Here is a 22,624-nt window from a genome sequence, read left to right on the forward strand (position 1 = left end):
TCCTTTCCGTTTGACAGTTCATGGTCGCTCAGCGGTCGGGCACATCTTGCATCGAGTCAAAGCCATATGATATAGGACATCATACAAATTTCAATGCACCTTCTTGGATTGGAGACCGCCGCGTAATGCAGGAGCGCCGCAACACATTGAAGGTCGCCTTGACGGCCGGCCGGGCCCATATCGGCATCTGGTGCTCGCTGGCTTCGGCTCTCACCACGGAGATCGTCGCCGGCTCCGGAGCCGGCTGGGTGCTGATCGACGGCGAGCACAGCCCCAACGATCTGCGCAGCATCATGGCGCAGCTCCAGGTGATGGGCGGCTTCGACAGCGAACCCGTCGTCAGGTTGCCGTCCGACGACCCCAATCTGATCAAGCAGGCGCTCGATATCGGCGCCCGCAGCCTGATGATCCCCAATGTGCGCACGGCCGAGCAGGCCCGCGCCATCGTCGCGGCCATGACCTATGCGCCTGGCGGGTTTCGCGGCTTCTCGGTCGGTCACCGCGCCAACGCCTTCGGCCGCATCGCCGGTTACCATGCCAAGGCGCGCGAGCAGCAGCTTCTCGCCGTGCAGATCGAATGCGAGACAGGGGTGGCCAATGCCGCCGAGATCGCCGCCGTCGACGGCGTCGATGTCCTCTTCGTCGGCCCCGGCGATCTCTCGACCAATATGGGTGCGATGGGCAATCCGGGTGCCGCGCCTGTCCAGGAGGCGATCGCCTCGGTGCGCAAGGCCGCAAAGGCGGCAGGCAAGGCCAGCGGCATACTGGCGCCGGCAAAGGCCGATGCCGACCGCTACCTCGCCGACGGCTTCACTATGGTTGCCGTCGGGTCGGACCTCGGCCTGCTGGCACGGGGCTCGGACGCCCTGATCGCTTCATTCAACCAGTAGACCGGAGACAGACCGTGGCAATTCCTCCTTACAAGGCGCCGTCGCGCGCTGCCTATGACATCGTCATCGTCGGTGGCGCGGTTGTCGGTTCGTCGACGGCCTATTGGCTGAGCCAGGCGCTGGGCAATGGCGCCTCGATCCTCGTGGTCGAACGCGATTCGAGCTACACCTTTTCCTCGACGGCGCTCTCCACCAGCGCCATTCGCCAGCAATATTCCAATCCGATCAATGTGAAGATCAGCCAGTTCGGCATCGACATCATCCGCAATTTTCCGGAGCGGATGGCGCCCTTCTACAAGGATGAGCCGGCACCCGATCTCGGCTTCAAGGAACATGGCTATCTCTACTGTTGCTCACCCGATGGCGTGGACGCGGCGCGCGAAAGGGTGGATCTGCAGCGCAGTCTCGGCGCTCACACCGTCTTCCTCGAGCCGGGTCCGCTGAAGGAGCGTTTCCCCTGGCTCAATGTTGAGGATCTCGGCGGCGGCTCCTGGGGCTCGCGCGAAGAGGGCTGGTTCGATTCCATGGGCCTGCTGAACGGCTTCCGCCGCGCGGCGCGTGCCAGCGGCGTCGAGTACATCGACAACGCCGTGACCGGACTGGAACTCGCCGACGGGCGCGTCGTCTCGGCGCGCCTCGCGACCGGTGAGACGATTTCCTGCGGAACCCTGGTCAACGCCGCCGGCCCGCGAGCGCAGCAGGTCGCGGCCATGGCCGGCCTCTCCATCCCGGTCGCGCCCTACAAGCGCTACAGCTTCGTCTTCGCCAGCGCCACTCCGATCCCCGGCCCCATGCCCAATGTCATCGACCTCTCCGGCACTTTCGTGCGTCCGGAAGGCGAGCTTTTCCTCACCGGCAACACGCCGCAGGGCGATGGACCGGCCGACTACGACGACTTCGAAATGCACTTCGAGGAGTTCGACGATTACATCTGGCCGGCGCTCTGGCACCGCATTCCGGCCTTCGATGCGCTGAAGGTCCAGACCAGCTGGACCGGCCACTACGAATACAACATGCTCGACCACAACGGCATCGTCGGCTTCCACCCGGAAGTGACCAACTTCATGTTCGCCAATGGTTTTTCGGGACACGGCCTGCAGCAGTCACCGGCCGTGGGCCGGGCCGTGTCGGAGCTGATCGTTCATGGCGCCTTCCAGACACTCGACCTGTCGCCGTTCTGTTACGAACGCATCGCGCGCAACGAACCGTTCCTGGAAGAAGCCGTGATCTGAGGCGAGGGGTCATCTGGACTTTGCCCGGCCTGGCGACGGCGGATGCTTGGATGCAATCGACTAAAAGCCCCGCTGCTGTTTCTGGTAGCGTTTGACAAGCCGCTCCCGCTTCAGGCGGGAGAGCCGCTCGATCCAGAACTGCCCGTTGAGCTGGTCGATCTCGTGCTGGTGACAGACAGCGAGCAGGCCCTCGGCCTCCTCGACGGCCTCGTCGCCATCCAGGGTCTGGTAGCCGATACGCACGCGTGCATTCCGTTCTATCTCCTCGGTAACCCCTGGCATGGACACGCTGCCTTCGACATGGCGGATCATTTCGCCCGATGCCCAAAGGATGGTCGGATTGACGTAGCTGCGCAGGCTCGCCGCCGGCGACACTTCGAGGACGACCAGCCGCTTCAGGATGCCGATATGAGGCGCGGTGATTCCGATGCCTGGAGCGGCGCGCATTGTGTCGGCGAGATCGCCGGCAAGCCGGTGCAGGTCTTCGTCAAAGACCGATATGGGCTCGGCGACGGAGCGCAGACGAAGGTCGGGAAATCTCACGATTGGCCGTATCGTCACATGTCACTCCCGCGTTCGGCAAGCGCAGAGGCTAACGCCAGGCGATCGAGAGGCCAAGCCGGCAGGGCAAAATGTCAGGCTTGAACGGCGCCCCGCTCTTGCTCCATCTCGGCCATGTCCTGGAAGCGGTCGGCGATGCGGGGATGGATGCGGCCGCCATCCGCCGCGCCGATGGCGACGACGATCTCGTCCGCGGCCGGGCCGTCGGCGATCTGGAAGTTGGCGGTAATGAAATGCGAGCGGCGGCCGTTTTCGCTCTTGTGCATCATCGGCAGCGACAACAGTGCGCCCGGCGCATTGCGGGTGTTGCAGAATTCGAGATAGGTCGTGCCGCCGACGGCATCGCGGAAAACATTGCCGAAGCGCAGCGTGTGGATCATGGCGGAGGCATGCTCGATCTCGCCGGCGGTTCCGACGGCCGCGGCCTTGCCGTAGCTCTCGATGCGTTCCGCCGGCATCAGCCCGATCAGGCGGCGCGTCAGTTCCTGCCCGAGCCGGGGGGCGATGGCGACAATCTCCGGCCGCAAATCCTCGACGAAGCCGCGCCCGGCCCATGGATTGCCCAGGACGGCGGCGACGACGATCGATGTCACCGGCCTGGCGGCCACCTTGCTGCCTTCAAGGTGTACTTCCTCGATGAAGGTACAGATCTTCCGCAATTCCATGATTTTGGCCTCTCCACGTGGAAGCTCAAATCTAATGCGCGCCAATCGGCGGGTATTCCTCCGATTCGTAGGAAGAATCGGCGTGCGCCCCGCTTGGAAGCGGTGTAGCGTTCGTATATCCGCGACGGCTTAAATTCGCCCTTCGCGAGTGGCGGAAAATCAGGCGTGGACCACGAGTCGCAAATTCTCTCCTTGCGGGACGCCGCCAGCCTCATCAATTCGGGCGGCGATCTCCAGTCCGTGCTGCGCGACCTCGTGCTGGCGGCCTGCCGACATGCCCAATGGACGTTGGGCTCGATCATGGGCATCGATGCCCCGCATGGCCACGCCTATGTGATCGTGCGCCACGACCCGACGCTCATTCAGCGCACGCTGCCGGATCGCTGGGAACTCGCCACCAGTCCCTCGATCGTTGCGCTCAACCGCAATGAGCCGGTCTATATCAGGGACGCGCGGGTGTCGGAGGAGTTCCCGGGCTATCGCCGCGAGGCCTTCGAGCGCGACTACCGCAGCGTGCTGGTCATGCCGATGAACTGCCTCGACGAAGACGGCCGACCGATGGTGCTGACCGTCGTCTCGCGCGAAATCACCGAAGTGACGGCGCAGGATATCGCCTTCATCGGCATGATCGTGCATCTGGGCGAGATCGCGGTCGAGAAGCAGCATCGGCTGCGCCAGGAGAAGCAGGCCGGCGAACGCCTGCAACGCGCCCTCTCGGCGCACACCTCGCTTCTGCAGCAGGCCTTGTCGGACGGGTCGGTGGTCTCGCTCGCCGAGAAGGTCAGCGAACTTCTGCCCAATCCGGTGGTGGTGATCGATTTCCATGCCAATCTGGTCGTCGCTGGCCGTTCCCCGAGCGAGGCGCATTTCGACATCGCCTCGTGGCAGGCGGTGAGCGGAACACTGAGCCGGCAGATATTCAAGATCGCGCGCGGCGCGTCCGACGGACGCCACACCGAGACGCTGTTCGTCGATGACGGCAAGCGCCAGCTCAAGCTTTCGGTGCGCATCGAACCGCTTACCATCGATGCCGAAGTGGTTGGCGCGCTGATGATTTTCCCGACGCCGCAGGCATCGGGCCAGCTCGAGCAGATGCTGCTCGACAGCACCAAATTTGCGCTCAGCGTGCAGATGATGCGCAGTTTCGTGCGCTTTCGCTTCGAGACCAGGTCGCTCACGGAACTGTTTCTGGAAGTGACGGAGCGCCGCTGGCGCGACGAGGCCGATATCGTCAATCGCGCCCGCCGGCTGGGGCTCGACCTGACGGTTGCGCACAAGATGATCGTCGTCGATCTCGCCGAGCAGGTGAAGGACGGTGCCATCGGTCTTGCCGATCCGCATCATGCGCTGGTGCGTCTTTTGCAGCAGGCCGGTATTGCCGGCACGGCCATAGCGGTGGAAGACGGCCTTGTCTGCCTCGTCCCGGCCGATGCCGGACAGGACGGCGCGCGCTTCGCGAAATTGCCGCACAGGATCGCGGCCGAGCTTGGCCGCTATTTCGAACGCGAGCCGGTGGTGGTGCTGTCTGAAGCCTGTGCCGCGCTGGCCGATTATCCCATCGCCTGGGAGCGATGCCGCCGCATGATCCGGATCGGCCGTTCCTTCGGACGCACCGGTGTTTTTGCCGGCCAGGATTTCGGCCCGCTGCCGATATTGGTCGCCGCCGCCGACGCTCCCGACGTGCGCGGCTTCGTCGAGGACAGTGTCGGCGCTCTGATCGCGCATGATCGCGACCACGGCACGCCCTATCTGGACACGCTGTTTGCCTATCTGCGCGAGGGCTGTCGCAGCCAGGCCTGCGCCGACGCCATCGGCCTGCATGTCACCACCTTGCGCTATCGCCTGTCGCGCATGGAGGAACTGTTCGGGATCCGTCTCGACACGCCCGAACAGCGCTTCGCGGTTGAACTGGCGATCCGTCTCAGCGGCATCATCGACAGCCGCGTGCCGCCCGTCCGCTAGAACCACTCCATCCCGACACCGCTGGCACTGCCTGGCGTCCGCTGCCAGGCACAGGCTCGCCGCGCCTGCACTTGCTCGGGATGGCAGCAGCGCGCCACGACATCTTTCCTACAGACCGGAGGAAGAACGCCGGCCGGCTCCTGCCTAGCTTTCATCCGACACTATGGAGGAAAGCAATGGCGGACGCGGTGGCACAAAGGACGATCGACCCGATCGCCTTGCGTCGTGCCTTCGGCACCTTCGTCACCGGCGTCACCGTCATCACCGCGCGCGACTGCGACGGCAATCCGCGCGGCATGACCGCCAACTCCTTCACTTCGGTCTCGCTTGACCCGCCTCTGCTCCTGGTCTGCGTCGGCAAGGCGGCGGCGAGCTTTCCGGCATTTAACGAAACGCGGTCCTTCGCGGTGAATTTCCTGCATGAAGGCCAGGCCGATGTTTCTTCGGTGTTCGCGTCGAAAGCGGCGGACAAGTTCCAGTCGGTCGACCATGACCGCGCCCACACCGGCGCGCCGATCCTCACCGACAGCCTGACCTGGTTCGACTGCACCGTTCACAACCGCATCGAGGCCGGCGACCACATCATCCTGATCGGCCAGGTCCAGGCTTTTGGAACGAGCCCATCGGCGCCGCTCGGATTTTGCCGCGGCCGTTACGCCAGCGTGAAGGATCCGCTGCCCGCCGGCTGGCTGGCCTCGCAGGACATGATCATCGGCTATCTCGTCGAAGCTGGTGACCGGATCCTCTTGCGCACCGACGGCAAGGGAAGCTGGGTGCTGCCGACGGCGCGGCGGCGCAAGGCCGACAGCCAACTTGTGCTGGATGGCGGCGAGGCGCTGAGCCTCGTCCCTGAAAACACCTTCCTCTATTCGGTGTTCGACGTCGCCGACAGCGATCCCGGCTATCTGATCTACCGCGCCGAACTGAGCCGTGAGAGCGTTGAAGCAGCACTTCCGGACGGCCACGCCTTCTTTGCCGTCGACGCGCTGCCCTATGAACGGATCGCCACGCATGAATTGCGCGCCATGCTGCGCCGCTATGCACGCGAGCGCCAGGACAAGCGCTTCGGCATCTACATCGACACCGGTGACGGCGGCCGTGTCGCCATGATCGACGGCCAGTCGCAATCGTGGACGCAGGCCGCGTCCGAATGATGCTCCACGCAGGACAGACAGCATGAAAACGACGGTCGCATCGCTCGAAGGCTCGCGCCAGAACCTGTTCATCAACGGGGCTTTCGTGGCGCCCAGGAGTGGGCAGTACATCGACAGTTTCGACCCGACCACCGGCAAGCCCTGGTACCAGTTCGCCGAGGCCAGCGCCGAGGATGTCGGCGCAGCTGTCGAGGCCGCGCGGTCCGCCTTCGCGGCGCCGGCCTGGCGGCGCATGACCCAGACTGACCGGGGCAAGCTCGTTCGCCGGCTGGCGGAGCTGGTGCTGGAGCACGCCGACGAACTGGCGCTGATCGAGACGCGCGACAATGGCAAGCTGCTGAAGGAAATGCGGGCGCAGATGCGCGCCATGCCCGACAGCTACACCTATTTCGCCGGCATGGCTGACAAGCTGCTCGGCGACACCATTCCGGTGAACAAGCTCGACATGCTCAACTTCAACCTGCGCGAGCCGATTGGTGTCGTCGGCATGATCACGCCATGGAACTCGCCGCTGATGCTGCTCACCGGCACGCTGGCGCCATGCCTGGCGCTCGGCAATACAGTGGTCGTCAAGCCGTCCGAGCATGCCAGTGCCTCGACGCTCGCTCTGGCCGAGCTGATCATGGAAGCTGGCTTTCCCGCCGGCGTCGTCAACGTCGTGACCGGCACGGGTGTTGTGGCCGGCGACGCGCTGACGCGGCATCCGGGCATCGCCAAATTGGTCTTCACCGGCTCGACCGTGACGGGGCGGCGGATTGCCGCCAATGCGGCGCAGAATCTCATCCCCTGCTCGATGGAACTCGGCGGCAAGTCGCCGCATGTCGTCTTCGGCGATGTCGACATCGACCATGCCGTCAACGGCGTCGTGTCCGGTGTGTTCGCGGCCGCCGGGCAGAGCTGCGTCGCCGGTTCGCGCTGTTTCGTCGAGGCCAGCGTCCATGACCGTTTCGTCGAGGCGCTGGTCGAGCGCACGAAGCGCGTGCGGGTCGGGCTGCCGATGCTGGAGGAAACCGACATCGGCCCGCTGGCGCTGTCGGCGCAGCTTGCCAAGGTGGAAGGCTACGTCGCCTCGGGCGTGCGCCAGGGCGCCAGCATCGCGGCCGGCGGCAGGCGGCCGCAGGCGGCCGAGCTTGCCGGCGGCTGGTATTTCGAACCGACCGTCATGACCGATGTCGACAACGGCATGGACTTCATGCAGGAGGAACTGTTCGGCCCCGTCGTCGGCGTCATGCCGTTCTCGTCGGAAGAGGAGATGATCCGGCTCGCCAACGACACCCGCTATGGCCTCGCCTCCGGCATCTGGACGCGGGACATCAACCGCGCGCTGCGCTTCGCCAGGAACGTCGAGGCCGGCACCGTCTGGATCAACACCTATCGCGCCTCCTCCTTCATGTCCGCCAATGGCGGCTTCAAGGAGAGCGGCTACGGCCGACGCGGCGGCTTCGACGCCATGGAGGAGTTCTCGCGCCTGAAGAATGTCGTCATCGACTATTCGGGCGCCATGCAGGACCCGTTCGTCATCCGCCTTCGCTGACCAAGACCCGATACACTGGGGAGACCGACATGAAATTCGCCGTTTCGCTGACCATGGAGCGCTTCTCGCCCGACATCCCGATGTCGAAGGTGAAGAGCAATCTGCTTGAGCTGGCGCGCATGGCCGACGAAGGCGGCTTCGAGACGCTATGGACGGCGGAGCATCACACGATCGAATGCACGATCTCGCCCAATCCGCTGATGACGCTGACATGGCTTGCCCAGCATACCGAGCAGATCCGGCTCGGTACCTCGACGCTGGTCGCGCCCTATTGGAACCCGATCCGGTTGGCGGGGGAGGCGGCGCTTTGCGATCACCTGACCGGCGGTCGGCTGGAGTTCGGCATCGCGCGCGGTTCGTACCAATACGAGTTCGACCGCATGGCCGGCGGCATGCCGCAGCAGGAAGGCGTTGCCTATCTGAAGGAACTGGTGCCGGCGGTGAAGAAACTGTGGGCGCAGGATTATGCCCATGACGGCCACTACTGGAAGTTCCCGCTCGCCGCTGGCGTCCCGAAGCCGCTGCAGAAGCCGCATCCGCCGATCTGGGTGGCCGCGCGAGACCCGGGCACCTTCGATTGGGCCGTCGGCATCGGCGCCTCGATCCTGTCGACGCCCCTGTCGGCGCCGGCGGCCGAAATCGCGGTGCTCGGCGAGAAATTCCGCAAGGCCGTCGCCGATCATCCGGAGGTGCCGCGCCCGCGCCTGATGATGCAGCGGCGCACCTGCGTCTACGAACGGGCGCAGGACTGGGAGATCGCGGTCGGGCATGCCATCGACTACGGCCGCGCCTTCGAGAACCTGTTCCAGAACATCGGCACCGTGCAAAACGGCTTTCCCGAAGCCGTCCCCTATGAGAGCGTCAAGGGCAAGGACAACTACAATCCCGAGAACATCCGCCGCAACCTGATGTTCGGCACGCCGGACGAGGTGATCGAGAAGCTGCTCGACTATGAAGCGGCGGGCGTCGACCAGTACTGCCTCGGCCTGACGTTCAACCTGCCGTTCGAATTGCAGAAGAAGACGATCAAGCTGTGGGTCGACGAGGTAATGCCGGTCTTTGCCGCGCGCGAGCGCGACAAAGCGCGCCAGGCGGCGAGGGCGTGACCATGGCGCGCACCGGCCAGCTCGATGTCGAAGGCGTGCTGCTCAACTGGCGCCTGGACGGCGAGGGCGGCGTGCCGCTGGTCTGCATCCATGGCGTCGGCTCCTACCTCGAAGCCTGGAATGGCGTGGCCGGGCAGTTGAAGGATCACTTCGCGGTTCTCACCTTCGACCTGCGCGGCCACGGTCGCTCCAGCCGCGTGAAGGGTCGCTACGAGATCGACGATTTCGTCGGCGAGACTCTGGCGCTGGCCGACCATATGGGGTTTGCCACTTTCCATCTGGCCGGGTTTTCGCTGGGTGGCCTGATCGCACAGCGCCTGGCGCTGACGCATGCCGAGCGCCTGCAAAAAATGGTGCTGTTGTCTACGGTCGCCGGCCGCACGCCCGAAGAGCGGCACGCGGTGCGTGGCCGGCTGGCGGCGCTGATGGCGAGCGACGCCTCGGCGCATCACGCCGCCTCGCTGTCGCGTTGGCTGACGGAGGAATTTCAGGACAGCAATCCGGAGATTATCGCGGAGCTGCGCCGGCGGGATGCCGAGAACGACCGCGACTGCTACGTGGCAGCCTATCGCGTTCTGGCCGAAACCGATTTCGGCGGCATTCTCGACCGCATCACTTGCCCGACGCTGATCGTGACCGGCGAGGATGACCAGGGTTCCAGCCCGCGCATGGCGCGGCTGATGCACGAACAGCTGCAAGGGTCGCAACTCGCGATCCTGCCCGGACTTCGCCATTCGATCCTGATCGAGGCGCCGGCTCGGGTTGCCGCGGCGATGGGCGATTTCCTGTTGGATCAAGGTGCCAAGAGGGCGGCGGCCCATGGATAGCAACCTTCGCGAGGCAGGAGAGCAACGCCGGCCCCAAGCTTCGCGTGACGCTTCGCCGGCATCAGGCCGGGGCCTTCCCTGTGATCGGGGGAATGGCGACGGCGAACATCCTCCGCGACATCGGAAGACCGGAACGGCCGCGACGTCGCTAAATCCGCGAGCCTTTGGGAGAAGACGCCGACCTGGTCGGCACGAGATTGCGACGTCACGACCGGCTGAACGGAAGTGACCGCAAGTGACTGAACAACAACAGGGGAATACGCACATGACAATCTGGAACAGACGACAGCTGACGATGGCCGCGATGGCGCTTGCGCTTGGCGCATATCCTGCTCACGCCGGCGCTGTGCTCGACCGCGTGATGGCGGCCGGCACGCTCAAGGTGGCGACCGACGCCAACTGGGCGCCGCAATCCTTCGTGAATGCCAGCAACGAGCTGGACGGCTTCGATGTCGACGTCGCCAAGGCGATCGGCAAGCACCTCGGCGTCAAGGTCGAGTTCATCACGCCCGGCTGGGACATCATCACGGCCGGCAATTGGGCAGGGCGCTGGGACATGCATGCCGGCTCGATGACGCCGACCAAGAAGCGCGCCGAGATCTTCGATTTTCCGGCGGTCTATTATTACACACCGGCGGCCGTTGCCGTGCACAAGGACAGCAAGGCGAAGACTTTGGCCGATCTCGACGGCAAGGTGGTCGGCGCCACCAGCACCTCCACCTTCGAGGCCTATGCCAAGAAGGATCTGACGCTCGACGCCGCCGGCGCGCCGCCATTCGAGTACAAGCTCAACCCGAAGGAGGTCCACTCCTACGAGAATTCGACGACCGCCTTCGACGACCTTCGCCTTGGCGATGGCGTGCGCCTCGACGCGGTGGTCTCCTCGCTGCCGTCGATCCTGGATGCGCAGAAGGCCGGCTACCCGATCAAGCAGCTGGGCGATCCGGTATTCTACGAACCGCTGGCGATCGCCATCGAGCGCGGCGATCCCGAACTCTCCGCCAAGATCGCCGACGCCGTGAAGGCGATGAAGGCGGACGGCACGCTGAGCAAGCTTTCCGAAAAATGGTACGGGCAGGATTATTCGAAGACAAACTAGCCCTTAAGGCGGCCTGCCTTGGGGCAGGCCGCCGAACAGCCGGTGCTCAAAGATGCTCTATCCGGATACCGTCGAAGCCGAAATCCTCGTCCACAAACCCTGGTTTGTGGCGACGATGTTCGGCGTCGTTCTGCTGCTCTTCATGGCCTTCAACATGGCGGGCACCAGCTTCGCTGAACTGATGCGTCCGGTGATCGGCGAACCGTCGGTGAGTGGCCTCTACGGCCGCTTTGCCATTGCTTTCGCTATAGCGGTGATCTTCACCTTGAATGTCGTGCTGATCGGTTTCGCGCCGATCAAGTTCCAGATCGGCATCGTCTGGCTCGAACTGCTGCTGCTGTTCATCGCCTTCTTCGAGACGTTCCATCTCAGCCTGCCCTTCATCAGGGAGAAGCTGCCGTTCCTGATCAGCCAGGGCGTTGTCACCACGCTCTACGTTTCGGCGATTTCCATCGTCATCGCCTCGGTCATCGCCGTTGCCGGCGCGGTCGCCAAGCTTTCCAGCAATGGCTTCGCTTACGCCATCGCCAGCTTCTACACCTCCTTCTTCCGCGGCCTTCCGCTGCTCATGCAGGTCTATCTGATCTATCTCGGCTTGCCGCAACTCGGCTTCGTCATCAACGCGGTGCCTGCCGGCATCCTGGCGCTTTCGCTCTGCTATGGCGCCTACATGACCGAGATTTTCCGCTCCGGCATACAGAGTATCGATCGCGGCCAGTGGGAGGCGTCGCGCTCCATGGGTTTCGGCTTCGCATTGACCATGCGCCGCATCATCCTGCCGCAGGCGCTGCCGGTCATCATTCCGCCGACCGGCAACCAGTTCATCTCGATGCTGAAGGATTCCTCGCTGGTCTCGGTCATCGGCGTCTGGGAACTGATGTTCCTGGCGCGCACCCTCGGCCAGAAGACCTTCCAGCACATGGAGATGCTGATTTCGGCCGCCATGATCTACTGGATGCTGTCCATCTGCCTCGAACTGATCCAGGCACGGATCGAGCGGCACTACCGCAGGAGCAAGGTCAGATGAACGCTCATGTCATCATCGAAGCGCGCAACGTATCGAAGTGGTACGGCGCCTTTCACGTCTTGAAGGACATCAACCTGACCGTCCACAAGGGCGAGCGGATCGTCATTTGCGGGCCGTCGGGTTCCGGCAAATCGACGCTCATCCGCTGCTTCAATCGCCTGGAGGCGCATCAGGAGGGCGATATCACCGTCAATGGCGTTGCCTTGCATGGCAAGATGGGCAACGTCGCCGACGTGCGCTCCAACGTCGGCATGGTGTTCCAGCATTTCAACCTGTTTCCGCACATGACGGTGCTGATGAACTGCATGGCCGGCCCGATGTGGGTGAAGGGGGTGTCGGAAAAGGAGGCGCGCAAGACCGCGCTGAAGTTCCTCGAGCGGGTTCGCATTCCCGAGCAGGCGAACAAGTTCCCCATCCAGCTGTCCGGCGGCCAGCAGCAGCGTGTGGCGATTGCCCGCAGCCTGTGCATGGAGCCGGCTGTCATGCTGTTCGACGAACCGACCTCCGCCCTCGACCCGGAAATGGTCTCGGAGGTGCTGGACACCATGACGGAACTGGCCCGCGACGGCATGACCATGGTGTGCGTGACGCATGAGATGGGCTTTGCCCGTGCCGTGGCCGACCGCGTCATCTTCATGGACGCCGGGCAGATCGTCGAGGCCGGTACGCCAGACGAATTCTTCGGCCACCCACGCCACGATCGAACCAGATTGTTCCTCAGCCAGATCCTGAAACACTGACCGGAGCGTCCCACCGTTTCACGGAAATGCCCTGTCGGCACGGCCTCCAGGGGGCTGCGAACGCCTGCTTCTTCGCGCGGCCATCCCGATACGGTCATCCATGCGCCTAAGGCCCCAGCGCGGTCAGCGCTGGCCTGGTTAGGCCCAGCCTAAGCAGAATTATAGAAAATCATTATTTGTGCATCGCACACAGCGTGCTTTGCTCCCTCCACCGGCTGAAAGAGAACAAAAAGAACGTCAGGCGGCAGCCTTCGGCGATGCGTCCGAAGCGGGTTGTTTTGGCGCCGACAGCGCCTGACCTCAGAAAAAGACAGGGGAACGTGATGACGACAATAATCTCGAAGTTTCGCCGCGCCGCGCTTGCGGCCGGCATTGCGCTGAGCGCCCTTTCGGTGAGCCTCCACGCCGAAGCCGGCAGCTTGAAGCTGGGCATGACGACCTGGGTCGGATACGGCCCGCTCTTCCTTGCGCGTGACATGGGCTACTTCAAGGAAGGCGGCCTCGATGTCTCGCTCGAAATCATCGAGGAAGCATCGATGTACATGGCGGCCGTCGCCGCCGGCGAGCTCGACGGCAGTGCCTCGACCATCGACGAAATCATGAAATACCGTTCGAAGGATGTCTGCTTCAAATCGGTCTATGCCCTGGACGACAGCCATGGCGGCGACGGCGTTCTGGCGCCGAGCGGCGTCAAGAGCGTCGCCGATCTCAAGGGCATGGAAGTCGGGCTGAACGAAGGCTCGGTGTCGCAGTTCTGGTTCAACATCCTGCTCAAGCAGGCCGGTCTCAGCCAGACCGATGTGAAGATCACCAACATGACGGCGGATGATGCCGCCGCCGCCTTCATGGCCGACCGCATTCCCGTTGCCGTCACCTGGGAACCGCATCTGACGCTGGCCAAGAAGGAAAACAAAGGACAGGTGCTGATCGACTCCTCCAAGACGCCAGGCCTGATCGTCGATGTGGTGGCGCTGAACTGCGACTACATCACCAAGAACCCGGCGGATGTCGAGGCGCTGGTCAAGGGGCTCTACAAGGCCAACGAGTTCATCAAGGAAAATCCTGCGAAGGCTTATGAGGTGATGGCCAAGGGCGTCGGCGGCTGGCTGAAGGATCCGAAGGACTTCGCCTCCTCCGCCGCGGGCGTGAACTTCTACGGCAAGGACCGCAATGCCCAATTCTTCGCCGGCGGCGAGACTGGCGAAGCCGGCAAGCTGATCAAGCTCGGCGGCGATATCTGGGGCGGCTTCGGCAAGCTCAAGATGGACATCAAATACGACGACCTCGTCGATACGTCGTTCCTTGCGAAGTGACTTGGCCTTGCGAAGTAACCTATCCTTGTAAAGTGAGCTCGCTGGACCGCGGGCCGGGCCTCGCGCCCGCGGTCCATCCGGCCCAAAGGGTTTCCCTGTGACACTGGCACCGAATGCAACGTCTCCCATCAGCCATATCGTGACCACGAGCGTGGAAAAAAATCAGCCCGGTCGATCCGCCTGGAAAGCTGTCACCACGCCTTTTCAGGCCGTGTCGCGCCCTCTCTCCATCACGCTCAGCGTCCTGGTCTGGGGCGCGGTCATCGGCGGCTGGTTTGCCTTGACCTATTCCGGAGCGGTCAAGGAAATGTTCCTGCCGCGCCCGGAATCCGTACTGTTCACCACCATCAACATGGCGCTTGACGGCTCCTTGTGGGAGCACGTGCTGGCCAGCGTCCAGGTGGTGCTGATCGGCTTCGTCATTTCGAGCATCGTGGCGGTGCCGCTTGGGCTAACGATGGGCACCTACCGCATCGTCCAGGCCGCGCTCGACCCGCTCGTCAATTTCATCCGCTATCTGCCGGTGACGTCCTTCGTGCCGCTTTTCATCCTGTGGATCGGCATCGGCATCGAGCAGCGCGTGGCCGTCATCATCTTCGGCATCTTCTTCCAGCAACTGGTGATGATCGCCGACAGCGCCCGCAGCGTTCAGCGCGACCTCGTCAATGCGGCTTACACGCTCGGGACGAAACGCAGCGACACGGTCTTCCACATCGTCTTTCCGGCCACGCTTCCCAATGTGCTCGACGTGCTGCGCGTCACGATGGGCTGGGCCTGGACCTATCTCGTCGTCGCCGAACTCGTCGCCGCGCGCAGCGGGCTTGGCTACATATCGCTGAAGGCCATGCGCGGCTTCCAGGTCGACGTCATCTTCATGGCCATCGCCCTGATCGGCATCCTTGGCCTTTGCACCGACCAATTGTTCCGGGGCATCCGCCGCCTCGTCGCTCCCTGGGCCAATTGAGGAGTTCGTAGACATGGATGCCCTGACACTCGCGACGAAACCGAAGAGCGCCGACATCGGCATCGACAATGTGGTCCTGCGCTACGGCAAGGGCGACAACGCCGTGCTGGCGCTGGACGGCATCTCATTCCATGTCGTGCCCAATGAGTTCTGCGTGATCGTCGGCCCATCGGGCTGCGGCAAGTCGAGCCTGCTCTATCTCATTGCCGGTCTCGAGGAGCGCACCGGCGGCATGATCTCCGTCGGCGGCAAGCCGGTCACCGAGCCAGGCCCGGATCGCGGCATGGTGTTTCAGGCCTATACCCTGTTTCCCTGGCTGACCGTGGCGCAGAACGTCGAATACGGCCCGAAGCGCAAGGGCATGCCGGCGGCCGAGCGCAGGGCCACCGTCGAGCATTTTCTCCAGGAAGTCGGCCTGGCGAAATTCGCCAACCATTATCCCTCGCAGCTGTCCGGCGGCATGAAGCAGCGCGTGGCGATTGCGCGTGCGCTCGCCAACGATCCGCAGGTGCTGCTGATGGACGAACCCTTCGGAGCGCTCGACAGCCAGCCCCGCCACTCCATGCAGAAGCTTTTGCTGAGGATCTGGGACCATTCCAAGAAAACCGTCCTGTTCGTCACCCACGACATTGACGAGGCGATCCTGCTGGCGGACCGGGTGCTCGTCATGTCCGGCCGGCCCGGCCAGATCAAGAAAGAAATCCGCGTCGGCCTCCCGCGTCCGCGCAGCATGGACCTGGTCATGGAGCCGAACTTCATCGCCATGAAGCGGGAAATCCTCGAGCTCTTGAAGAACGACGAAGACGACGAGCACTAATGCATGTCGCCCAAAAGTGACCTCGGTTTTGGGAGGACGACATGCATGAAACGAAGACCGGCATGAGCATCGCGACCGCGGAATTCGACTATATCGTCATCGGCGCGGGCTCGGCCGGTTGTGTCCTGGCCAACAGGCTGAGCGCAAACCCCGCCAATCGCGTCTGCCTCATCGAGGCCGGCGGCAGCGACGATCGAACAAGGGTGCGCGTGCCGGCCGGCATTCTCTCGCTCTACGGCAATCCGACTTTCGACTACGGCTACAAGGGCGTGCCGCAGCCGCTGCTCAACAACCGCCGCATACCGGTCAATCGAGGCAAGCTTCTTGGCGGGTCGAGTTCGATCAACTCGATGGTCTACATCCGTGGCGCCGTGCAGGACTACGACGAGTGGGCAGCGCTTGGCTGCGCGGGGTGGTCCTATGCCGACGTGCTGCCGGTCTTCAAGACGCTGGAGCGCAATCTCCTGTCGCAGAGCCCGGCCTATCACGGCTTCGACGGCGAATTGCTGGTCGACAATCCGCGTGATCCCAACGCCGTATCCAGCCTCTGGGTAGAGGCGGGTCGCAGCGTCGGCCTGCCCGAAAACCGCGACTTCAACGGCGATGGCCAACTCGGCCTCGGCATCTACAACGTCACCCAGGACAAGGGCGAGCGCTTCTCGGCCTACACCGCCTTCGTCCGGCCGGTTCTCGGCCGCTCGAACCTCCAGGTCCTGTCAGGCGTCGAGGTGCTTAATCTGGCGATCGAAAACGGACGCGTGACCGGCGTCAATGTGATCAGGGACGGAGCAGCCCAAAGGCTGTCATGCCGCGCCGAAGTCGTCCTGAGTGCGGGTGCGATCGGATCGCCGCGCATCCTGCTTGCTTCCGGCATTGGCCCGGCCGAAGAGCTGAAGGCGGCGGGGGTGGAACCGGTCATGAACCTGCCCGGCGTCGGCAAGAATTTGCGCGACCATGTCGACGGCATGATCACCGTGCGGTCGAACAGCACCAGGACGCTCGGCCTGTCGCTCGCCAATCTGCCGGCGATGCTGGCCGCACCCTTTCAGTATTTCGTCCGGCGCAAGGGCATGCTGACGACCAATTACGTCGAGGCCGGCGGTTTCGCCAGGACGAAATATGCCGGCGATATTCCCGATGTCCAATTCCACTTTGTCCCGGGCTACCGCAGCCATCGCGGCCGGCTCGTCGAATATGGCCATGGCTATGCCGTGCACACTTGCGTGCTGCGGCCGGGAAGCGTCGGCGCAATCACGCTCGAGCGCGACGGCACCCGCCGCAACGTGCTGATCGATCACCGCTTCTTCAGTGACGGGCAGGATGCTTTGACCCTGGTCGAAGGCATCAAGCTGGCGCGCTCGATCCTGGCTGCACCGGTCTTTGCCGATATTCGCGGACCGGAAATCCTGCCGGGACCCGATGTCGTCAGCGACGACGAGATCCTCGCCTATCTGCGTGCCGAAGCGCTCACCGTCTATCACCCGGTCGGCACGGCCAAGATGGGCAACGACGCCATGGCAGTGGTCGATCCCGCCGGCCTCAAGGTGCGCGGCTTCGACAATCTGCGCGTGGGGGACGCCTCGATCATGCCGACACTGATCGGCGGCAACACCAATGCGCCGTCCATGATGATCGGCGAAAAAGCAGCCAGGGCGATGCTGTCGTAGTCTCGCACTGGCCGGTCTCCTGGCATTTAGGGACAAGCTAACCACTGCCACGTGAAATCGTAATTTTCGCTAATCAGTCCCTCCAGTACACCAGCGATCTGACCTCCTCGCATCCGCAGAAACTCTTGGGGGGAAAGGACGCAGAAATGTCGGTGGAAAAAATAGACACACTTGTCGTCGGCGGTGGCCAGGCGGGGGTGGCTATGTCTGAGCATCTGAGCAAATGCGGCGTGCCGCATCTCGTTCTCGAGCGTGGCCGGATCGCTGAGCGCTGGCGTTCGCAGCGGTGGGACTCGCTCGTTGCCAACGGCCCGGCCTGGCACGACCGTTTCCCGGGCATGGAATTTCCCGTGACGGGTCCCGACGGCTTTCCCTCCAAGGAGGAGGTTGCGGACTATTTCGCCGCCTATGCAAAACAGATCAATGCGCCGATCCGCTGCGGCGTCGAGGTCAAGCTCGCACAAAGAAATGTCGGACGGCCCGGGTTCCGCGTCGAGACGTCGGACGGGGTGATCGAAGCCAACAGCATCGTCGCGGCGACCGGACCGTTCCAGGTCCCCGTCATCCCCGCTCTTGTCCCCGGCGATGCCGGCATTCCGCAGATCCATTCCAGCGAGTACCGCAACCCCGGACAATTGCCAAAGGGCGCGGTGCTGGTGGTCGGGGCGGGATCGTCAGGTGTGCAGATCGCCGATGAGTTGCAGCGCTCGGGGCGGCGCGTCTACCTCTCGGTCGGCCCGCACGACCGCCCGCCGCGCGCCTATCGCGGGCGCGATTTCTGCTGGTGGCTTGGCGTTCTCGGCAAATGGGACCTCGAGACCCCAGGGCCTGGCACAGAACATGTCACGATCGCGGTGAGCGGCGCGCGTGGCGGCGAGACGATTGATTTCCGTCGGCTGGCCGCGCAGGGACTTACCCTGGTCGGCATGACGAAAACATATCAGGACGGCGTGCTGACCTTCGCGCCCGATCTGGCGAAGAACATTGCCCGCGGTGACGCCAACCTGATGTCGCTGCTGGACGAGGCTGACGCCTATGTCGCGCGCAACGGCCTCGACCTTCCGCAAGAGCCCGCGGCCCGTCGGATCGACCCGGATCCCGAATGCCTGGCTAATCCGCTTCGTGAACTCGATCTGGCCGAAGCCGGCATATCGTCGATCATCTGGGCGACAGGCTTTGCCGTCGATTACAGCTGGCTGAAGGTCGATGCTTTTGACGGGAAGGGCCGGCCGAGGCATCAGCGCGGCGTCTCGACCGAACCTGGAATCTATTTTCTCGGCCTTCCCTGGCAGTCGCGAAGAGGATCGAGTTTCATCTGGGGTGTCTGGCATGATGCCAAGCATGTCGCCGACCGTATTTCGACGCAGCGCAAATATCTGGCCTATCACGCTGCCGCTCAACGCGAGACAGTGGACGCCTGACCGACGTTGACGACAGCCGCGAGCCCGATCTGATGGAGACCAGCATGGCGCATACGAGAATTCGCAAGTTCAACACCAAGGACACCTATCCCGAGCAGAAGCTCGACAATGATCTGTGCCAGGCGGTCGTCACGCGGGGTGGCCGGACGGTCTATCTGCGTGGCCAGTGTCCTCAGGATCTCGACACCGCCAAGAATATCGACAGCCACGATCCGGCCGAGCAGACGCACAAGGTGATGCAGAACATCAGGCAGCTCATCGAGGAGTGCGGCGGCACCATGGAGCATCTGGTCAAGGTGGTCGTCTACATCACCGACGTGCGCCATCGCGAGGCGGTCTACCGCACCATGGGCGAGTACATCAAAGGCGTGCATCCCGTCTCGACCGGCCTCGTCGTGTCGGCCCTGGCGCGGCCGGACTGGCTGGTCGAGATAGACGGCACCGCCGTCATCCCGGATTGATCCTGATGACGTTCTCAATTGTCGCGCGGTGCAGCCGCACCGGCATGTTCGGCGTCGCGGTGTCGTCCTCCTCACCGGCGGTGGCGGCGCGTTGCGCCTATGCGCAGGCGGGCGTGGGCGCGGTCGCCAGCCAGAACGTCACCGATCCGACTCTCGGTACGAGAGGGCTCGAACTGCTGGCGCGCGGAGCCTCGGCCGCCGAGGCGGTCGCCATCCTGAAGCGCACCGGCGCCTACAGCGAGTACCGGCAGGTGCTGGCTGTCGATGTCGCCGGGACCACCGCCATCCATTCCGGGCCGAGGGCGCTTGGCATCTGGGCGGAAGCGCGTGCGGACAATGTCGCCTGCGGCGGCAACATGCTGGCCCATGATGGCGTGCCGCAAGCCATGGTCGAGGCCTTCCTCGCCTCGGAAGGGCATCTCGGCGACCGCCTGATCGCGACCATGCGCGCCGCGCTGAAGGCGGGTGGCGAGGCGGGTCCGGTCCATTCGGCTGGAATGAAGCTGGTGCGCGAGGTCGCCTGGCCGGTCGCGGACCTGCGCTGCGACTGGAGCGAAAGCTGCCCGATCGAGGAGCTGGCAGCCCTGTGGGATCGCTACAAGCCGCAACTCGATGCCTATGTCACCCGCGCGATCAATCCGTCCGACGCGCCGAGCTATGGCGTGCCGGGCGACGAGTAGTGAGTACGCAGGGGGAGGCGTCCGCATGAGCGAACTCAGTCACAAGGACTGGATCGGCAAGGCATCGGCGATCCGTTTTCGCGACAAGGCGTTCATCGACGGCAAGACGGTTGCCGCGCGTTCGGGCCGCACCTTCGCCAGTATCAACCCGGCCACCGGCGAAACGTTGGCCGAGGTGGCGTCGTGCGGCGAGGAGGATATCGATCTGGCCGTTGCCGCGGCGCGCCGCAGTTTCGAGGCCGGTGTCTGGTCGCGCACCAGCCCGGCGCACCGCAAGGAGGTTCTGCTGCGGCTGGCACGGCTGCTGCGCGAAAACCTGCAGGAGCTTGCCCTGCTCGAATCGCTCGACATGGGCAAGTTGGTCACGGATGCCGCCACCGTTGATGTTCCCGGCTCGGCGGCGATCTTCCAGTGGTATGGCGAGGCCATCGACAAGATCTACGACGAGATCGCGCCGACAGGCGCGAGCGATCTGGTATTGGTGCGGCGCGAGCCACTCGGCGTCATCGGCGCTGTGGTGCCGTGGAATTTCCCGCTCGACATGGCCACATGGAAATGCGCGCCCGCGCTGGCGGCGGGCAATTCGGTGGTGCTGAAGCCCGCGGAACAGTCGCCTTTCTCGGCGCTCAGGCTGGCGGAACTCGCCATGGAGGCGGGCCTGCCGGCCGGTGTGCTCAACGTTGTACCCGGCCTTGGCGAGACGGCCGGACAGGCGCTCGGTCGCCACATGGACGTGGATTGCCTCGCCTTCACCGGATCGACCGCGGTCGGCAAGATGTTCCTGCAATATTCGGGTCAGTCGAACATGAAGCAGGTCTGGCTCGAAACCGGCGGCAAGAGCCCGAACCTTGTCTTCGCCGATTGCGGCGATCTCGATGCGGCAGCCGACATGGCGGCATTTGGCATCTTCTTCAACCAGGGCGAGGTCTGTTCGGCCAATTCGCGCCTGCTCGTGCAACGCTCCATCAAGGATGCCTTCGTGGAGAAACTGGCTGAGCGCGCGGCGGTCACCCAGCCTGGCGATCCGCTCGACCCGGCCTCGAAAATGGGCGCCATGGTCGATGCCCGCCATGCCGCTAACGTCATGCGCTTCGTCGAGGCCGGCAAGAAGACCGCGCGCCTGGTCGCCGGCGGCGATCGCGTCACGGTCAATGGTCGGGGCAGCTTCATACAGCCCACCATCTTCGACAATGTCGCCCATGACGACCCGATCGCCAGGGACGAGATATTCGGGCCGGTGCTCTCGGTCATTGCTTTCGACGCTGAGGAGGAGGCTATCCGCATAGCCAATGACAGCCCCTACGGGCTGGCCGCATCGCTATGGACCGACAGTCTTTCGCGCGCGCACCGCGTCGCCGGCCGGCTCCGCGTCGGCACGGTTTCCGTCAATACGGTCGACGCGCTGAGCCCGATGACGCCGTTCGGCGGTATCAAGCAATCCGGCTTCGGCCGCGACCTGTCGCTGCATGCGCTGGACAAGTACACCGCGCTGAAAACGACATGGATCAAGTACTGAGGCGGAGCGGGCGCTTGATCGCGGCCCCCAAACCGGCAACATAGAAGCCCATGCCGCTACGCTTCACGCTCAGACAACTGGAATATTTCGTCGCCGTCGGCGAAGCCGGCTCCATTACCAAGGCGGCCGAGCAGGTCAATGTCTCGCCGCCTTCGATCTCGGCGTCGATCGCGCAGCTCGAGGCCGAATTCGGCGTCCAGCTTTTCGTCCGCAAGCATTCGCATGGCCTGTCGCTCACGGCCGGCGGGCGCGTTTTCCTGAAGGAGGCCGCCCGGCTTTTGGCCGATGCCGACGCCCTGCACGATATTGCCGGCGACATCGCCGAGAAGGTGCGCGGGCCGCTGGCGGTCGGATGCTTGCTGACCTTCGCGCAGATCGTCATGCCGACCCTGCGCATGAAGTTCGAGCGCGCCTATCCCGAAGTGCGGTTCCGGCAGTTCGAACGCAACCAGGGGCAGTTGCTCGAAATGTTGCAGCGGGGCGAGATCGATGCAGCACTTACCTACGATCTCGAACTGTCGCAGGACACGACGTTCGAACCGCTGATGCTGGTGCCGGCCTATGTCATGCTGCCACAGGGGCACCGCTTCGCCGGCAAGGCTTCGATCACGACGGAAGAACTGGCTGACGAGCCGATGGTGCTGCTCGACCTGCCATACAGCCGCGAATATTTTCTCTCGGCCTTCCAGATGCGGGGCATCAGGCCCAACATTGCCGAGCGCACCGGCGACATCGCGGTGATGCGGTCGATGGTAGCGAACGGCTTCGGCTACGGCATCGCCAACATGCGGCCGCTCAACACGCTGGCGCCCGACGGCAAGCCGCTGGTCTTCGTGCCTCTGGCAGGGGATTTGCGGCCTCTGACCATGGGTGTCGCCTTGCCCAACGCCGAGCACCGCACCCAGACGGTGCAGGCTTTCATCGATCATTGCCGCCGTTTCGTCGTCGAACAGGGCGTGTTCGGCAGCGGGCGGGTTGTGGAATAGAG

General features: G+C 63.9%; 21 protein-coding genes. 19 read left to right on the forward strand and 2 right to left on the reverse strand.

The window, feature by feature from the left end:
- Positions 1-125: 125 nt before the first annotated feature.
- A complete protein-coding gene (locus HB778_RS21715; protein ID WP_183456841.1) occupies positions 126-890 on the forward strand; it encodes an HpcH/HpaI aldolase family protein in 765 nt (254 codons plus the stop codon).
- A gap of 14 nt (positions 891-904) precedes the next feature.
- Positions 905-2,122, forward strand: a complete 1,218-nt coding sequence (locus HB778_RS21720; protein WP_183456842.1) for an NAD(P)/FAD-dependent oxidoreductase — start codon at positions 905-907, stop codon at positions 2,120-2,122.
- A 60-nt stretch (positions 2,123-2,182) separates the two neighbouring features.
- On the opposite strand, the gene HB778_RS21725 is transcribed toward HB778_RS21720, so the two are convergent.
- Positions 2,183-2,683, reverse strand: coding sequence for a peptide deformylase (locus HB778_RS21725; protein WP_183456844.1), 501 nt, complete (start codon positions 2,681-2,683; stop codon positions 2,183-2,185).
- Between the two features lie 74 nt (positions 2,684-2,757).
- Positions 2,758-3,348 (reverse strand): amino acid synthesis family protein, encoded by a 591-nt coding sequence (locus HB778_RS21730; RefSeq protein WP_183456846.1) that lies wholly within the window; start codon positions 3,346-3,348, stop codon positions 2,758-2,760.
- 165 nt (positions 3,349-3,513) lie between these two features.
- Between HB778_RS21730 and HB778_RS21735 the strand changes: the two genes are divergently transcribed.
- From HB778_RS21735 to HB778_RS21815, 17 genes are all read left to right on the forward strand, one after another.
- Positions 3,514-5,310 carry a helix-turn-helix domain-containing protein gene (locus HB778_RS21735; RefSeq protein WP_183456848.1) on the forward strand — a complete coding sequence of 599 codons (1,797 nt, stop codon included), beginning with the start codon at positions 3,514-3,516 and terminating at the stop codon, positions 5,308-5,310.
- 176 nt (positions 5,311-5,486) lie between these two features.
- A complete protein-coding gene (locus HB778_RS21740) occupies positions 5,487-6,464 on the forward strand; it encodes a flavin reductase family protein (RefSeq protein WP_183456850.1) in 978 nt (325 codons plus the stop codon).
- Between the two features lie 22 nt (positions 6,465-6,486).
- Positions 6,487-7,998 (forward strand): aldehyde dehydrogenase, encoded by a 1,512-nt coding sequence (locus HB778_RS21745; protein ID WP_183456852.1) that lies wholly within the window; start codon positions 6,487-6,489, stop codon positions 7,996-7,998.
- Between the two features lie 29 nt (positions 7,999-8,027).
- Entirely contained in the window at positions 8,028-9,104 is a 1,077-nt protein-coding gene (locus tag HB778_RS21750; protein WP_183456854.1) for an LLM class flavin-dependent oxidoreductase, read from the forward strand.
- A gap of 2 nt (positions 9,105-9,106) precedes the next feature.
- On the forward strand, positions 9,107-9,931 hold the full coding sequence (locus tag HB778_RS21755; protein WP_183465174.1) for an alpha/beta fold hydrolase: 825 nt from the start codon (positions 9,107-9,109) through the stop codon (positions 9,929-9,931).
- A gap of 265 nt (positions 9,932-10,196) precedes the next feature.
- On the forward strand, positions 10,197-11,030 hold the full coding sequence (locus HB778_RS21760) for a transporter substrate-binding domain-containing protein (protein WP_183456856.1): 834 nt from the start codon (positions 10,197-10,199) through the stop codon (positions 11,028-11,030).
- Between the two features lie 52 nt (positions 11,031-11,082).
- A complete protein-coding gene (locus HB778_RS21765) occupies positions 11,083-12,057 on the forward strand; it encodes an amino acid ABC transporter permease (protein WP_183456858.1) in 975 nt (324 codons plus the stop codon).
- Positions 12,054-12,797: an amino acid ABC transporter ATP-binding protein gene (locus HB778_RS21770; RefSeq protein ID WP_183456860.1), complete on the forward strand. Its 744-nt coding sequence runs from the start codon at positions 12,054-12,056 to the stop codon at positions 12,795-12,797. The genes HB778_RS21765 and HB778_RS21770 overlap by 4 nt, the downstream gene beginning before the upstream one ends.
- Before the next feature lie 323 nt (positions 12,798-13,120).
- Positions 13,121-14,110, forward strand: coding sequence for an ABC transporter substrate-binding protein (locus HB778_RS21775; protein WP_183456862.1), 990 nt, complete (start codon positions 13,121-13,123; stop codon positions 14,108-14,110).
- 139 nt (positions 14,111-14,249) lie between these two features.
- Positions 14,250-15,074, forward strand: a complete 825-nt coding sequence (locus HB778_RS21780) for an ABC transporter permease (protein ID WP_244661559.1) — start codon at positions 14,250-14,252, stop codon at positions 15,072-15,074.
- A gap of 13 nt (positions 15,075-15,087) precedes the next feature.
- Entirely contained in the window at positions 15,088-15,891 is an 804-nt protein-coding gene (locus HB778_RS21785) for an ABC transporter ATP-binding protein (RefSeq protein WP_183456866.1), read from the forward strand.
- A gap of 62 nt (positions 15,892-15,953) precedes the next feature.
- Positions 15,954-17,558 carry a GMC family oxidoreductase gene (locus HB778_RS21790; RefSeq protein ID WP_183465175.1) on the forward strand — a complete coding sequence of 535 codons (1,605 nt, stop codon included), beginning with the start codon at positions 15,954-15,956 and terminating at the stop codon, positions 17,556-17,558.
- Positions 17,559-17,704: 146 nt separating this feature from the next.
- On the forward strand, positions 17,705-18,979 hold the full coding sequence (locus tag HB778_RS21795) for a flavin-containing monooxygenase (protein ID WP_183456868.1): 1,275 nt from the start codon (positions 17,705-17,707) through the stop codon (positions 18,977-18,979).
- A 44-nt stretch (positions 18,980-19,023) separates the two neighbouring features.
- Positions 19,024-19,440, forward strand: a complete 417-nt coding sequence (locus tag HB778_RS21800) for a RidA family protein (RefSeq protein WP_183456870.1) — start codon at positions 19,024-19,026, stop codon at positions 19,438-19,440.
- A 5-nt stretch (positions 19,441-19,445) separates the two neighbouring features.
- Positions 19,446-20,120, forward strand: a complete 675-nt coding sequence (locus HB778_RS21805) for a DUF1028 domain-containing protein (protein ID WP_183456872.1) — start codon at positions 19,446-19,448, stop codon at positions 20,118-20,120.
- 25 nt (positions 20,121-20,145) lie between these two features.
- Positions 20,146-21,636, forward strand: a complete 1,491-nt coding sequence (locus HB778_RS21810; protein ID WP_183456874.1) for an aldehyde dehydrogenase — start codon at positions 20,146-20,148, stop codon at positions 21,634-21,636.
- Between the two features lie 50 nt (positions 21,637-21,686).
- Complete coding sequence (locus tag HB778_RS21815; RefSeq protein ID WP_027045706.1) at positions 21,687-22,622, forward strand: LysR family transcriptional regulator; 936 nt, start codon at positions 21,687-21,689, stop codon at positions 22,620-22,622.
- The last annotated feature ends 2 nt before the right edge of the window (positions 22,623-22,624 follow it).

It is taken from the genome of Mesorhizobium huakuii (genome assembly GCF_014189455.1).
Lineage (GTDB): Bacteria > Pseudomonadota > Alphaproteobacteria > Rhizobiales > Rhizobiaceae > Mesorhizobium > Mesorhizobium huakuii_A.